We start from the raw sequence: 14,942 nt of genomic DNA on the forward strand, positions 1-14,942 counted from the left end.
GCGGTGAGCAGCAGTGATGGCGGTATCACCTGGACCGCCACGCTGACGCCGGTGAACGGCGTCACCCACAGCGGCAACGTGATCACCCTGGACAACACCGGGATTGCCGACCTGGCCGGTAATGCCGGTGCCGCGACCACCGATTCCAATACTTACGCGATCGATAGTCAGCGCCCGACCGCGACCATCGTGGTCGCCTCGCCAACGCTGGCAGCCGGGCAGACGTCGCTGGTGACCATCACCTTCTCCGAGGCAGTGACCGGTTTCGACAACAGTGACCTCAGCGTGCCCAACGGCACCCTGACCAGCGTCAGTTCCAGTGATGGCGGGATCACCTGGACCGCCACCTTCACCCCGACTGCCGGCATAAAAGACACCACCAACCTGATTACCTTGGCCAACACCGGCGTGGCCGACCTGGCCGGTAACGCCGGTAGCGGCACCACCGATTCCGCCAACTTCACCATCGACACCGTGCGTCCGACGGCGACCATCGTGGTCGCGGACAACGCCTTGAATATCGGTGAAACGTCACTGGTGACCATCACCTTCAGCGAGGCGGTGACCGGCTTCACCAACGCCGACCTGACGATTGCCAACGGCACGCTGAGCGCCGTCAGCAGCAGCGATGGCGGCATCACCTGGACCGCGACCTTTACCCCGACCGCGAGCATCACTGACACCACCAATCTGATCACCCTGGACAATACCGGTGTGCAGAATGGCTCTGGTAACGTTGGCAGCGGCACCACCGATTCCAACAACTACGCGATCGATACCCAGCGTCCGACGGCGACCATCGTGGTCGCGGACAATGCCTTGAAAATCGGTGACACCTCGTTGGTGACCATCACCTTCTCCGAGGCGGTGACCGGCTTCACCAACGCCGACCTGACGATTGCCAACGGTACGCTGAGTGCGGTGAGCAGCAGCGATGGCGGGATCACCTGGACCGCGACCTTTACCCCGAGCGCCAGCACCACCGACGCGACCAACCTGATCACCCTGGACAACACCGGGATCGCCGAYCTGGCCGGCAACGCCGGTAGCGGGACCACCGACTCGAACAACTACGTGATCGACACCGTGCGCCCGACCGCGACCATCGTTGTAGCTGACGGTACTCTCACGGCTGGTGAAACGTCGTTGGTGACCATCACCTTCAGCGAAGCGGTGACGGGGTTCGACAACAGCGACCTGAGCGTGCCCAACGGCACCCTGACCAACGTCAGCAGCAGCGACGGCGGCATCACCTGGACCGCCACCTTCACCCCGACCACCGGCATAAAAGACAYGACCAACCTGATTACCCTGGCCAACACCGGCGTGGCTGACTTGGCCGGTAATGCGGGCAGCGGCACCACCGACTCGGGCAACTTCACCATCGATACCCAGCGGCCGACCGCGACCATCGTGGTGGCYGACAACGCCTTGAATATCGGTGAAACGTCACTGGTGACCATCACCTTCTCCGAGGCGGTCACCGGCTTCACCAACGCCGACCTGACGATTGCCAACGGTACGTTGAGCGCGGTCAGTTCAAGCGATGGCGGTATTACCTGGACGGCCACATTCACCCCGGCCGCGAATATCACCGACACCACCAACCTGATCACCCTGGACAACACGGGGGTGCAGAACGCCTCTGGCAACGTTGGTGTGGGCACCACCGACTCGAACAACTACGCCATCGACACGCAACGTCCAACGGCAAGCATTGTGGTGGCCAATCCGCTGCTGGGCATTGGCCAGACCTCACAGGTGACCATCACCTTCAGTGAGACGGTCACTGGTTTCGATCTGTCCGACCTCAGCGTGGCCAATGGCACATTGTCCAATTTGCTGAGCAGCGACGGCGGCAAGACCTGGACGGCGACCCTGACGCCGACCGCCGCGGTCAACGATGCCACCAACCAGATCGTGCTCGACACCGCCAATGTGCAGGACAGCGCCGGTAACGCGGGCAGCACCGTAAGCCTGTCCAATAACTACGTGCTCGATGCCGACCGGCCTACCGGGACCATCGTCGTTGCCAAACCGCTGCTGGGCATCGGCCAGACCTCGGGGGTGACCATCACCTTCAGCGAAGCGGTGACCGGTTTCGACCTGTCCGATCTGAGCGTGACCAACGGTACGCTGTCCAACCTGGCCAGCAGTGACGGAGGCAAGACCTGGACCGCGACGTTCACGCCGACGGCGAACGTGACCGACGCGACCAACCTGATTGTGCTCGACAACAGTAACGTCAATGACGCTGCGGGCAATGCCGGGACGGGACTGGCCATCTCCAACAACTACGCCCTGGACAGTGATCGCCCCACCGCGACCATCGTCGTCGCCAACCCGAACCTGGGCGTTGGCCAGACCTCGCAAGTGACCTTCAGCTTCAGCGAGGCGGTGAAGCATTTCGATTTGTCCGACCTCAGCGTGGCCAATGGCACCCTCACCAACCTGATCAGCAGCAACGGCGGCAAGACCTGGACCGCCACCCTGACCCCGGCGGCCAACATCAACGATGCGACCAATTTCATCGGGCTGGACACCCGCAACGTGACCGACCGCGCCGGGAACGCGGGCGCCAGTGTCGCGATCTCCAACAATTTCACCATCAACACGGTGCCGGCCGTCGTGGTCTCGGTCAGCGACCCGGCACTGCCGCAAAGTCCTCCGAACGTGCCGTTGCAGCCGATTGTCTTCACACCGCCGACCGGTAATCTCGGCTCGCCGCTGACCTTTGCGCCGCTGTTCGAACAGCGGGTATTGGGCGATGGCATCCGTCCACTGGGGGATATTTTCATCAATCGTGGCGCACTGAGCCCCAGCTATATCGCTCAGGTGTTCACCAGCAGCGACAGCGGCGGGAATGGTTCCGCTCACGGTTTCCTGGGTTTTGGCGGGGGTGATGGCGGGGTGTTTGGCAGCAGCACGCTGTCGAGTCTGTTCAGCCATGAGTCGGGCAATGGCGACAGTTCGTTCAATGCGTTCGGCGACAAGTCGATCCAGCACAGCGGCAATGCCGCTCAAGGCCTGCACGGTGGCTATGGTGCACTGACCTTGGGCGAGCAACTTCAACAACTTGAAAACGCCGAGAAGCAGCAGGTCCAGGCGTTGGCTGCAGCGTTGCAACAGGTCGGCATCAGCGAAATGCAGGCCTGATTAAAAACCTGAAATTGTGCGGTACCTAGGGGCGGTCCAAGGATGAAGAAAAGTCAGAAACTATTCGGCGCCAGCTTGCTGGCGCTGGCAATCAGCGGATGTGCGGTAACCAGTGAGCCGATTGAACGCAGTGTCAGCGAGCAGCGCGCCAGAAGCGATCTGGCGAGCATGTACAAGGATCAGGAGCCCCTTAGCGGCCCACTGACGCTGCATCAAGCCATGGCCCGTGCCGTGAAGTACAACCTTGAAGGCCGGTTGAAGATCATGGAAGAGGCGTTGGCCAAGCGCCAACTCGACCTCGCCAGCTTCGACATGCTGCCGCGCATGGCCCTGGACGCCGGTTACGTCGGGCGCAACAACACCAGCGGCTCCAGCAGCCAGAGCGTGCGCACCGGCACCCAGTCCCTCGAACCCTCGACCTCCCAGGACCGCGATCGCAGGGTCGCCGACCTGACCATGGTCTGGAACGTCCTCGACTTCGGCGTCAGCTACATCAATGCCAAGCAGCAGGGCGATCAACGGCTGATCGTTCAGGAACGCCGGCGCAAGGTCATCAACACCATCGTTCAGGACGTGCGCTCGGCTTATTGGCGAGCGGTGGCTGCTGAACGCCTGCTCAAGCAGATCGACAGCCTGATGGCCCGGGTCGATGCCGCGCGCAACAACAGCCAGAGCATGAGCGAGCAGCGCATCGGCGACCCGGTGCAGGCCTTGGGGTATCAGCGTTCGTTGATCGAAGCCACGCGCCAGCTTGAAGAACAGCGGCGGGCACTGTCGCTGGCGAAAACCGAACTGGCGACCCTGATCAACCTGCCGATGGGCACCGAGTTGACGTTGGCGACACCGGAGGATTATCCGATTCCGGAGCTCAAGGTCGGCATGGCCAGCCTTGAGCAAGAGGCCCTGGCCAGCCGTCCGGAACTGCGCGAGCAGGATTATCAGACGCGCATCAGCACCGCCGAAACCCGTAAAGCCATGCTGCGGCTGCTGCCGGGGCTGGAACTCTCGGCTGGCGGGCATTACGACAGCAACTCGTTTCTGGTCAACGACAAGTGGGCCGACTACGGGGTAAAAATCACCTGGAACCTGTTCAACGTGATTTCCGCCCCGGCGGCCATCGACGTGGCCAAGGCCGGTGAAGAAGTGGCCAAGGCACGCCGTCAGGCAATGTCGATCGCGGTGCTGGCGCAGCTCTACGTGGCCAACGCCAACTACCGCGAAGCGCTACGCCAGTTCGAGACCAACCAGCAGCTGTCGAACATCGACGGGCAGATTCTTGGCCAGTTGCGTAACCGTCATCAGGCCGCGGGCATCGGCGAACTGGAGCTGATCCAGGGCGAACTGAACACCCTGCAAGCCGACCTGCGTCGCGACCTGTCGTACGCCGATTTGCGTAACGCTTACGGGCAGATCTTCGCCAGCGCCGGGCTCGATCCGTTGCCGGATCAGGTGCAATCGACCCAGGTGCAGTCGATCGCCACCGCACTGGCCAGCCGCGAGGATGCGTGGGCCGCCGGCAACATCAGCGTGCCGCCAGCCCATGTCCAGCCCAAGTAATCTGCTGGCGCCCACAGCCAGCATCAGCCGGGCGCAACGCGAAGAGCGCCAGGGCCATCGCGGAGCGGCGATCCTGCTGACCGGTTTACCGGCGGCAGGCAAGTCGACCCTGGCCCAGGCGCTGCACGCCGCGTTGTTCGAACGCGGCGTGCACAGCCTGGTGCTCGATGGCGATGGACTGCGGGTCGGGCTCAATCGCGACCTCGGGTTTGCCGACAAGGATCGTCAGGAAAACATTCGCCGCGCCAGCGAGGTCGCAGCGTTGCTGGTGGAGAATGGGCAGATCGTTATTTTGGCGATGATTGCGCCGTTGGTTGAACTGCGAGAAGTCTTCGCCCAGCGCTTGGGTGAGGACTACCGCGAAGTCTGGTGCAGTGCTTCGCTCAACGTGTGCGAGCAGCGTGATCCGAAAGGTCATTACGCCCGTGCGCGCAGCGGTGAACTGCCGGGCTTCACCGGTATCTCCGCACCTTACGAGCCACCTGCGTCGGCGGCATTGGTGCTCGACACCGGCGTGCTGTCGGTGGACGCCTGCCTCGACCGCTTACTGACCTGGCTCGGCGAATCCGCGGTGCTTGCGAACCGATGACTCGGCCGGCGTTTTCCCGCCTGCCGGTGACGGTGTCTCTGTCGTTGCTGTTGCAGGCATTGGCGCAAATCAAAGACAGCGATTGGCATAGCCATTTCAACAGCCACTATTTCAGCGGCGACTGGAGCGGTGTGGCGCTGATCAGCGCGGTTGACGCGCTGACGGAGTTATCCCCTGGCCATGGAAAACCGGTGTTGCGAGCGCCGTGGCTGCTCGATGGTCGATGGCAGCGTGCATTGCAGGAATTATCGTTGGACATCGTCTCGGCAAGATTGCTGAAGCTGGGGCCCGGTAGTCGGATTCACGAGCACCGCGACTACGATCTTGAGGGGCCAGAGGCCGATCTGCGGTTGCATATTCCGTTGCTCAGCCCACCGAACGTCGACTTTCTGCTCGACGGTTTGCGTATGCCGATGGAGGCCGGCGAATGCTGGTTTCTCGACTTGTCGCGGCCCCACAGCGTCGACAATCGCGACCGCCGCGAGCGGGTGCATCTGGTGATCGATTGCAGGCCCAACCCTTGGTTGGAACAGGCGATTGTCGAGGGCGTTTCAACCACGCCGGCGCCTGGTGTCGGTCATGCAGCGCAAGCGCTGGCACAGTTTCGACGGCTGCTGGAAAGCGATCCGCAGCTTTGCCGGATCTTGCAAGGCGTGACCGACAGCGAAGTCTTTATCGCCACCACCCTGAAGCTGGCTGCCGAGCGCGGCCTGGCGTTTTCCCGTGAAGAGCTGCGTGCGGCGATGCGCAATGGCCGTCGCCAATGGAACGAACAATGGAGCGCCTGAACCTCGACGGCTGGTTGCCGATCCGGGTCTGGCAGCAGGCCGGGGAGTGGTGGGTCGATTGGTGCTGGTTTGGTGATCAGCCGTTGCGACAGCCGTTTTTCCGCGATGCGGTGGAGGAGGCGCTGCGCCTGCCATTCAACCAGGCCTTCCGCCGTCAAACGCCGCTGAGCGTGCTGAGTGATTGGCAGACGATCAGCCCGGGGCTGGCGCCGAGCGCATTCATTTTTCACGCCTCGCGCTGTGGCTCGACGCTGATCAGCCAGATGTTGGCGCAACTCGATAACCACATCGTCATTTCCGAACCACCGCCACTGGATACCCTGCTGCGCAGCGCACTGCCGCCTGCGGAACGCGACGCGGCGATTCGCGGTTTGCTCTCGGCCTATGGCCAGCCGCGCCGAGGTGTGGAACAACGCCTGGTGATCAAACTGGACGCCTGGAACATCGGTGAGCTGAAGCGGTTGCGCGAGTGCTTTCCTGAAACGCCCTGGCTGTTTGTCTACCGCGATCCGCTGGAAATCGCCGTTTCCCACCTGCGCCGCCCGGGCCTGCACATGGTGCCAGGGCTAATCGGCGCCAGCGCATTGGACGATGGGGCCGCATTCGAGGGGCGAGAAGACTTCATCGCTCGACGCTTGGGCAAACTGCTGCAACTGGGCGCTGAACATTGCCACGAATTTGCCGGGCTGGCGGTCAACTATCGTGAGTTGCCGGGCGCCATGGAGGGGCGTTTGGCCAGGTTTTTTGCGCTGAATGCCGAGCAGCGAACCCAAGTGTTCAGCGCCGTGAGTCAGCACGCCAAACAACCGGCCGAAACGTTTGTGGCCGACAGCGAAGGCAAACAACAAGAAGCCTCGGCGCAGCTCATAGCGGGCGTAGAGCGTTGGGCGCGAGGGCCTTACGAGACGCTTGAGAAATCAAGGCTCGCCGCCTATCCCCTGTAGCAGCTGCCGCAGGCTGCGTTCGAGTGCGCAGCGCTCGTAATCCGATTCACTCGGTCTACCTGAAGGAATGTTTACGACCGCTGCACGGCCGAACGCAGCCTGCGGCAGCTGCTACAGGGAGGAGCGTCATTTTCCTTCAGCATCATTCGCTCAGCTCTTCGACGACAAATCCGCCATGCCCTTGAGCAATTCGATCGGTAGCGGGAAGACAATGGTCGAACTCTTGTCGCCGGCAATCAAGCTCAGGGTCTGCATGTAACGCAACTGCATGGCGCCGGGCTGGCGACCGAGCATTTCGGCGGCTTGCATGAGTTTTTCCGAGGCCTGCAACTCACCTTCGGCGTGGATCACTTTCGCCCGCCGTTCACGTTCGGCTTCGGCCTGTTTGGCGATCGCGCGGATCATCGATTCGTTAAGGTCGACGTGCTTGATCTCGACGTTGGCGACCTTGATTCCCCAGGCATCCGTCTGGGCATCCAGCACTTGCTGGACGTCGAAGTTCAAGCGTTCGCGCTCGGCCAGTAATTCGTCCAGTTCATGTTTACCGAGCACTGCCCGCAAAGTGGTTTGCGCCAGTTGGCTGGTGGCCATGAGGAAGTCTTCGACCTGGATGATCGCTTTCTGCGAGTCAAGCACACGGAAGTACAACACGGCATTGACCTTCACCGAGACGTTGTCGCGGGTGATCACGTCTTGCGGCGGTACGTCGAGCACCACGGTCCGCAGATCGACCCGAACCATTTGCTGCACCACCGGAATCAACAGGATCAGCCCCGGGCCCTTGACCTGCCAGAAGCGTCCAAGCTGGAACACCACCCCACGCTCGTATTCGCGCAAGATGCGAAAGGTCGACYCTGCCAGTGCAATCAGCAGCACCAACAGCGCGGCAAAACCCAGTTGCAGACCCATGATCATTCTCCTTGCGGCGCCGCGTCAGCCGCGGCCACTTCCAGCAGCGTTCCCTTGCGTGCCACCACTCGCACCCGTTGCCCGGAATGCAAGGGTGTCTTGCAGTGCACCTGCCAGCGTTCACCTTGCAAATGCACCCAGCCCTTATGCGTATTGTGACCCTGCAACGCAGTCACCTGCGTGACGCTGCCAAGCAGCCCGGCATCGCCACTGACAATATGGCGCGGTCGGGTTTTCAGCGCGTGGAACAGCAGGGCGATCAACAGCAGGGCGCTGATCAGTCCAAGACCGATGATCAGTGGCGCAGGGACATCGGCATTGCTCACCATCACCGCGCCGATCACGAACATGGTGATGCCGCCCAGCCCGACCACACCGTAATTGGGCAGCACCACCTCCGCCACGAGCAGCGCAATACCCACCATCATCAGCCAGACGCCGAGCGGGTTGGGGACGACCACCACAACCGTATCTGTCGCGAAAGCCGATCCGCTCAAACCCAACAACAATGCAACCACATACCACCAGCGAGTGTTCACTTGACCCTCCAGGAGAGTCATCCGTCCGCGAGCCACACGGTGGCCCTGCTTATAGTCTGGAAGAGGCGCACTGCGAATTCGACGTAGTCTCTCACCCGCATTCGGCCAGCAGCCTGGAAACCGCCAGGGTGGCGGGCATTCCCGCTGAGCGCGTGGCGAAATCGGTGATCCTCGACGACCATCACGGCCACTACCTGATGGCCGTGTTGCCCGCCAGCCGACATCTGGACCTGACCAAAGTGCGTGGCAGCGGTGAATGGCAAGTCACCCGCGAAAGCACCCTGGMCCACCTGTTCAACGACTGTGAACGCGGCGCTGTTCCGGCCCTGGGCGAATCCTATGGCCTGGACATGGTCATCGACCCGATGCTGACCCGTCAGAAAGAGATCTACGTCGAAGCCGGCAACCACAACAACCTCGTGCACTTGAGCATGGACCAGTACCTGAAAATGGTGCCTCATGCCGAGGTGTGCGAACTGAGTCAGTAGCCATTATTGGCGGTGAATGCACCGCCGCCATCGCGGGCACCAGGCTCCCACAGGAACCGCCGTGTGTGGGAGCGTGGCTTGCCCGCGATGGACTGCGCAGCACTCCCCCGACCCTCTAAAAACCCAGGAGCCAATTCCCATGGAATCACCTACCCACAGCCTCCCCAACCTGTTCAAACAACTCGGCCTGCCCGACGACGCCGAAAGCATCGACAAATTCATCGCCACCCACTCACCGCTCAAACCCGAGTTGCACCTGGCCGATGCGTTTTTCTGGACCAAGAGCCAGGCGGATTTCCTGCGCGAGGACATCCTCGACGATGCCGACTGGGCGGAAGTGGTGGATCAGCTGGATGTGTTGTTGAGGAAGGGGCGGGGGGTGTAAAAAAATCTGACAGTTCGCAGAATGCCTGAATCCTTTGCACTCAAGGCTATCCAGGCTTTCGGCGTACGAATGGGCTAATAGGCCTGAAGAAAATTCCGAAGCTCGTCCGCTCGGTTGCGAACACCGAAACGCCCCCCCTATAGTTCGACCTGTCGCCGCGCATCGGCACCGATCTGCTGGAAACCCTCACCTCGATCACCCTTCGCGATCTCAATGACAAAGACTTCTACCGCTTGATCAACGCCGCGTACGTGTCATTGCGCGATGGGCTGGAAAGGTGGTCCTGAGGGCAAGTGCAAAACCTGTGGTTGCCCGCAATCCATGTGGGAGCGAGCCTGCTCGCGACCCTCGACGCCCTTCAGATGAACATCAGCAGTACCATGGTGGTGGCCGCGCGGCATTGGCGGAAAATCTGCCAGACCACGCTGGTCAACTACGGCATTTCCGAAGCCTGCGCGGTCCCGTTGTTGATGATCGGGCGGCTGGGCGAGGGTGTGCGGCAGGTGACGGTGGCGCAGGCGGCGGGGATGGAGAGCCCGTCGCTGGTGCGTTTGCTCGATCAGTTGTGCCAGTCCGGGTATGTCTGCCGCACTGAAGATCCTCTTGATCGTCGCGCCAAGTGCCTGAGTCTGACCGAGACCGGCCGTGAGTTGGTGCAAGCGGTGGAAGCCGAGTTGGTGCGCTTGCGCCGTGTGGTGCTTGAAGGCATCGATCCAGCGGATCTTGAAGCCGCGCTGCGGGTGATTCGCGCATTCGAGACGGCAGAGCAGCAGTTACCGGTGACCCCCTCTTGAACGGATTTTTTAGCGGTATACCGCMGGCCCGCGACTGGTTTTACGGCGTGCGCACCTTCGCCGCGTCGATGATCGCGCTGTACATCGCCATGCTCATGCAAATGCCGCGTCCGTATTGGGCGATGGCCACGGTGTACATCGTTTCCAGCCCGTTCGTCGGGCCGACCAGTTCCAAGGCCCTGTACCGCGCCATCGGCACCTTGACCGGGGCAGCAGCGGCGTTGCTGTTTGTGCCGATGTTCGTCCAGAGCCCGTATGTGCTGGTGCTGGTCATCGCGCTGTGGACCGGCACCCTGCTGTTTCTGTCGATGCATTTGCGCACCGCCAATAACTACGCGCTGATGCTCGCCGGCTACACCTTGCCGCTGATCGCCCTGCCGGTGGTGGATAACCCGTTGGCGATATGGGATGTGGCGGAAGCGCGGACCGAAGAGATCTTCCTCGGCATCGTCTGCGCAGCGGTGGTTGGCAGTATGTTCTGGCCCCGGCGACTGGCGCCGGTGTTCGATGATGCGGTGAGCAAGTGGTTCAGCGAGGCGGTGACCTACAGCCAGCGCTTCCTGACCCGCAATGTGCAGCCCGAAGAAGTCAGCACCCTGCGCGCCTCGATGGTCGCCACGTTCAACTCCCTGGAGTTGATGATCGGCCAGTTACCCCACGAAGGTGCGCGGCCGCAAACCGTGCGCAACATCAAAGAACTGCGCGGACGGATGATTCACCTGCTGCCGGTGGTGGATGCGCTGGACGATGCGCTGTACGCCTTGCAGCGGCGCACACCTGAACTTGTGGACAAGTTCGCGCCGCTGCTGGCCGCGACTGTTGAGTGGCTCGACCGCACAGACGCTTCGGTCGAGCACTGGCAAGCCCTGCGCGCTCAACTTGAAGCCCTGCAACCKAGTGCCGAAGCGCTGGATGATCGCAAGCAATTGCTGTTTTCCAACGCGCTGTATCGCCTCGGCGAATGGATCGATTTGTGGCAAGACCTGCGCAGCCTGCAAGAAGCGATTCGCTGCGACAGCCAGGACAACTGGCGTGCGGTCTACCGTCATTGGCGGCTGGGCCGGCTGACACCTTTTCTCGACCGTGGGCTGATGCTCTATTCGGCGGCATCGACCGTGCTGGCGATCATCGTCGCCTCGGTGCTGTGGATTCTGCTTGGCTGGACCGACGGTGGCAGCGCGGTGATTCTGGCGGCAGTGGCGTGCAGCTTTTTTGCGGCGATGGACGACCCGGCACCGCAGATTTACCGATTCTTTTTCTGGACCGCGATGTCGGTGCTGTTCGCCAGCCTCTACCTGTTTTTGATCCTGCCAAACCTGCATGACTTTCCGATGCTGGTGCTGGCGTTCGCCGTGCCGTTTATCTGCGTCGGCACCCTGACCGTACAGCCGCGCTTCTACCTCGGCATGCTGCTGACCATCGTCAACACCTCGTCGTTTATCAGCATTCAGGGCGCCTACGACGCGGACTTTTTGAGCTTCGCCAACTCCAACCTCGCCGGGCCCATGGGCTTGTTGTTTGCCTTTATCTGGACCCTGGTGGCGCGGCCCTTCGGTTCGGAGCTGGCGGCCAAGCGTCTGACCCGTTTCAGCTGGCGCGACATTGTCGGCATGACCGAGCCGGCGAACCTCGCTGAACACCGGCACTTGGGTGTGCAGATGCTCGATCGGCTGATGCAGCATTTGCCGCGCCTGGCGATGACCGGTCAGGACACCGGCGTGGCGCTGCGCGAAGTGCGCGTGGCGCTGAACCTGCTGGACTTGCTGGCGTACGCGCCACGGGTGCAAGGGGGACCGAACGTCTTGCTGCGGCAGGTGGTGGCCGAGGTCGGTGAGTACTTCAAGGCCTGTCTCAAGGCTGGTGAACGCTTGCCGGCGCCAGCGCCGTTGCTGATGACGCTGGATCGCACCCGGCGCGCCCTCAATGGCCAAGGCCTGGAAGGTGACGGCGAAACCCGCCTGCACCTGCTGCACGCCCTCGCTGGTCTGCGTCTGGCGCTGTTGCCGGGCGTGGAGTTCATCGGTAACGAGACCGATGAACCGTTTCCCCAAGGTATCGATGGAGCGCCTTTATGATCGGTGATCTGGACATCAGCGGGGTGTTCCTGCCCACGTTGCTGGTGCTGATGGGTATTACGTACGTGCTGTACCTGGTGGTGCACGGGTTGCTGACGCGCCTGCACTTTTATCGTCTGGTCTGGCACCGGGCATTGTTCAACGTTGGTCTTTACGCCTTGCTGCTCGGCGCCGTGGACTCACTCAGTCGATACCTGATGACATGAAAAAACCTATTTTGACCCTTGGCCGTGTGGTGTTGACCCTGTTGGTGGTGACCTTTGCGGTCGTCGTGGTCTGGCGCATGGTGATGTATTACATGTTCGCTCCGTGGACCCGCGACGGGCACATTCGTGCGGATATCGTGCAGATCGCCCCGGACGTTTCCGGGCTGATCCAGCAAGTGGAAGTGCGTGACAACCAACCGGTGAAGCGCGGCCAGGTGCTGTTCAGCATCGACCAGGACCGTTTCAAACTGGCGCTGCGCCAGGCTAAGGCCGCGGTCGCCGACCGTCAGGAAACCCTGGCTCAGGCGCAACGTGAAGCCAAGCGCAACCGTGGCCTGGGCAATCTGGTGCCGGGCGAGCAACTGGAAGAAAGCCAGTCCCGCGTGGCCCGCGCCGAGGTGGCGTTGTCCGAGGCCCAGGTGTCGGTGGACAGCGCCCAGCTCAACCTCGACCGCTCGGTAATCCGCAGCCCGGTGGACGGTTACGTCAACGACCGCGCACCGCGTACTCAGGAGTTCGTTACCGCCGGGCGTCCGGTGTTGTCGGTGGTGGACAGCAATTCCTTCCACATCGACGGYTATTTCGAAGAAACCAAACTCGACGGCATTCACGTCGGCCAAGGTGTCGATATCCGCGTGATTGGCGACCGTGCACGGCTGCGCGGGCACGTCGAAAGTATCGTCGCCGGCATTGAAGACCGTGACCGCAGCAGCGGTTCGAACCTGCTGCCCAACGTTAATCCGGCGTTCAGCTGGGTGCGGTTGGCACAGCGGATTCCAGTGCGGATTGCCTTCGATGATGTGCCGGCAGATTTCCGCATGATTGCCGGGCGTACTGCGACCGTATCGATCATCGGCGACAAGCCTGAGCAGGAGCCGGAGCAATGAAAGCGGCCACCTGTTTAGCGACGGCCGGTCTCGGCTTGCTGCTGTCGGCCTGTCAGGTGGTGGGCCCGGATTACCATTTGCCTGAAGAGGCAGCGGTGCACCGCGCGGACTTTCAGGGCGATCTGACTGCGCATGGAAAAAATGTGGTCTCGGCGCCGGTGCCGGGCGACTGGTGGCGGTTGTACCAGGACCCGCGTCTGGATGAGCTGGTGCGCCAGGCCATGGCCACCAACACCGATTTGCGGGTGGCGGCAGCCAACCTGTCACGCGCCCGTGCCCGGGTCGAACAAGCCGAGTCGGCGGGCGGCTGGAGCGGTGGCGTGAAGGTGGGTGCCCAGCGCTTGCAGGAGTCTGGCGAGGCGTTTCTGATACCGGAAAAGGTTCCAGTGGCCAATGTCGGTGACATCGGCCTCACCACGTCTTATCAATTCGATCTGTTTGGCACGTTGCAGCGCGGCATCGAAGCGGCGAAGGCCAATGCCGATGCGACGCAAGCCGCAGCGGACACCGCACGCATCACCCTGGTCGCCGACGTCGTGCGCGCGTATACCCAAGTCTGCGCGGCCAACGAAGAGCGTGATATCGCCGAGCACTCACTGGACCTGCAAGGCCAGAGCACCGCGCTGACTCAGCGGCTGCGCGATGCCGGGCGCGGCGACGAAACCCAGGTCACCCGTTCGCAAACCCAGTTCAAATCCCTGCGCGCCGACATGCCGCGCTATGAAGCCGCCCGTCAGGCCGGGCTGTTCCGTTTGTCGATGCTGTTGGCCAAACCGGTGGATCAATTACCCGCGGGGACCAGCAGTTGTCACGAGCTGCCAAAGATTGCGCAATTGTTGCCGGTCGGTGACGGTGCCACCTTGCTCAAACGGCGACCGGATGTGCGCCAGGCCGAACGTCAGCTGGCGGCCGCGACGGCGGACATCGGCGTTGCGACCGGTGCGCTTTACCCGGATATCAGCATCGGCGCGACCGTCGGCACCGTGGGTATTCTCGATCACCTTGGCCAACCGCAAACCAATCGCTGGGGTTTCGGCCCGTTGCTGACCTGGACAGTGCCGTCCAACGGCTCCCGGGCACGGGTGCGTGAGGCTGAAGCGGCGACCCAAGGCGCGCTGGCGCACTTTGACGGGGTGGTGTTGAACGCGATCCGCGAAACCCAGACCAGTCTGGCGCAGTATTCCGCGCTGTTGCAGCGCCGCGATGCCTTGGTCGATGCCGAGCAATCGGCGCAGCTGGCGGCGGACCAGACGCACCGCTTCTTCCAGGCCGGTCGAGCGTCGTTCCTCGCCGATTTACAGGCGACCCGCACCTACACCGATGTGCGTGCGCAGGTGGCGACCGCCAATACTCAGGTCGCCATGAGCCAGATCGATTTGTTCCTGGCGCTGGGCGGCGGTTGGGAAAGCGGACGAACGCAAGGTTCACAGCCAACGAAACCCTGAGGCCGTTGCTATGCTTTTAGATGTCGGGTCTGCACAGGCGGGTCCGGCAGTCAAAGCTCGCATTGGTCATGGGGATTCCAATAATGAAAAACCCTTATGCTCCCGGCTTCTGGTGCGCAATTGTCGCGCTGGTGCTGCTTTCGGCTACGTATTTTTATGGCGTGATGCTGACGCACCAGA

General features: G+C 62.1%; 14 protein-coding genes and 1 pseudogene. 13 read left to right on the forward strand and 2 right to left on the reverse strand.

Features of this window, described 5'->3' with window-relative positions:
* The 5 genes from AC1DH9_RS14805 to AC1DH9_RS14825 form a co-directional block, all read left to right on the forward strand.
* On the forward strand, nucleotides 1–3,156 hold a 3,156-nt coding region (locus AC1DH9_RS14805), incomplete at its 5' end, for an Ig-like domain-containing protein (RefSeq protein ID WP_477808348.1).
* Between the two features lie 42 nt (nucleotides 3,157–3,198).
* Nucleotides 3,199–4,713 carry a TolC family protein gene (locus AC1DH9_RS14810; protein WP_427545063.1) on the forward strand — a complete coding sequence of 505 codons (1,515 nt, stop codon included), beginning with the start codon at nucleotides 3,199–3,201 and terminating at the stop codon, nucleotides 4,711–4,713.
* Nucleotides 4,697–5,302 carry an adenylyl-sulfate kinase gene (gene cysC / locus AC1DH9_RS14815; RefSeq protein ID WP_427545061.1) on the forward strand — a complete coding sequence of 202 codons (606 nt, stop codon included), beginning with the start codon at nucleotides 4,697–4,699 and terminating at the stop codon, nucleotides 5,300–5,302. The genes AC1DH9_RS14810 and cysC overlap by 17 nt, the downstream gene beginning before the upstream one ends.
* The gene (locus AC1DH9_RS14820) at nucleotides 5,299–6,090 is read left to right on the forward strand and encodes an aspartyl/asparaginyl beta-hydroxylase domain-containing protein (RefSeq protein ID WP_427545059.1); all 792 of its coding nucleotides are present in this window, start codon (nucleotides 5,299–5,301) and stop codon (nucleotides 6,088–6,090) included. The genes cysC and AC1DH9_RS14820 overlap by 4 nt, the downstream gene beginning before the upstream one ends.
* Nucleotides 6,078–7,034 (forward strand): sulfotransferase family protein, encoded by a 957-nt coding sequence (locus tag AC1DH9_RS14825; RefSeq protein ID WP_427545057.1) that lies wholly within the window; start codon nucleotides 6,078–6,080, stop codon nucleotides 7,032–7,034. Before AC1DH9_RS14820 ends, AC1DH9_RS14825 begins: the two co-directional genes overlap by 13 nt.
* A 150-nt stretch (nucleotides 7,035–7,184) precedes the next feature.
* Here AC1DH9_RS14825 and AC1DH9_RS14830 read toward each other — a convergent pair whose 3' ends face one another.
* Nucleotides 7,185–7,943, reverse strand: a complete 759-nt coding sequence (locus AC1DH9_RS14830; RefSeq protein ID WP_477808349.1) for a slipin family protein — start codon at nucleotides 7,941–7,943, stop codon at nucleotides 7,185–7,187.
* A gap of 2 nt (nucleotides 7,944–7,945) precedes the next feature.
* Nucleotides 7,946–8,482 (reverse strand): NfeD family protein, encoded by a 537-nt coding sequence (locus AC1DH9_RS14835; RefSeq protein WP_054595017.1) that lies wholly within the window; start codon nucleotides 8,480–8,482, stop codon nucleotides 7,946–7,948.
* Nucleotides 8,483–8,538: 56 nt separating this feature from the next.
* Here AC1DH9_RS14835 and AC1DH9_RS14840 point away from each other — a divergent pair, with 56 nt between their 5' ends.
* From AC1DH9_RS14840 to AC1DH9_RS14875, 8 genes and pseudogenes are all read left to right on the forward strand, one after another.
* Nucleotides 8,539–8,970, forward strand: coding sequence for an aminoacyl-tRNA deacylase (locus AC1DH9_RS14840; protein ID WP_477808351.1), 432 nt, complete (start codon nucleotides 8,539–8,541; stop codon nucleotides 8,968–8,970).
* A gap of 139 nt (nucleotides 8,971–9,109) precedes the next feature.
* Nucleotides 9,110–9,355, forward strand: a complete 246-nt coding sequence (locus tag AC1DH9_RS14845; protein WP_427545053.1) for a DUF2789 domain-containing protein — start codon at nucleotides 9,110–9,112, stop codon at nucleotides 9,353–9,355.
* A 362-nt stretch (nucleotides 9,356–9,717) separates the two neighbouring features.
* Entirely contained in the window at nucleotides 9,718–10,149 is a 432-nt protein-coding gene (locus AC1DH9_RS14850) for a MarR family winged helix-turn-helix transcriptional regulator (RefSeq protein WP_477806073.1), read from the forward strand.
* The gene (locus AC1DH9_RS14855; RefSeq protein ID WP_477808350.1) at nucleotides 10,146–12,224 is read left to right on the forward strand and encodes an FUSC family protein; all 2,079 of its coding nucleotides are present in this window, start codon (nucleotides 10,146–10,148) and stop codon (nucleotides 12,222–12,224) included. Before AC1DH9_RS14850 ends, AC1DH9_RS14855 begins: the two co-directional genes overlap by 4 nt.
* A complete protein-coding gene (locus tag AC1DH9_RS14860) occupies nucleotides 12,221–12,430 on the forward strand; it encodes a DUF1656 domain-containing protein (protein WP_017478036.1) in 210 nt (69 codons plus the stop codon). Before AC1DH9_RS14855 ends, AC1DH9_RS14860 begins: the two co-directional genes overlap by 4 nt.
* Nucleotides 12,427–13,317: an efflux RND transporter periplasmic adaptor subunit gene (locus AC1DH9_RS14865; protein WP_145022418.1), complete on the forward strand. Its 891-nt coding sequence runs from the start codon at nucleotides 12,427–12,429 to the stop codon at nucleotides 13,315–13,317. Before AC1DH9_RS14860 ends, AC1DH9_RS14865 begins: the two co-directional genes overlap by 4 nt.
* Nucleotides 13,314–14,762, forward strand: a complete 1,449-nt coding sequence (locus tag AC1DH9_RS14870) for an efflux transporter outer membrane subunit (RefSeq protein WP_427545048.1) — start codon at nucleotides 13,314–13,316, stop codon at nucleotides 14,760–14,762. The genes AC1DH9_RS14865 and AC1DH9_RS14870 overlap by 4 nt, the downstream gene beginning before the upstream one ends.
* Nucleotides 14,763–14,830: 68 nt before the next feature.
* A pseudogene (locus tag AC1DH9_RS14875) lies at nucleotides 14,831–14,942 on the forward strand (NADH:ubiquinone oxidoreductase subunit N); the annotation flags it as partial.

The organism is Pseudomonas sp. 05T35, assembly GCF_056396605.1.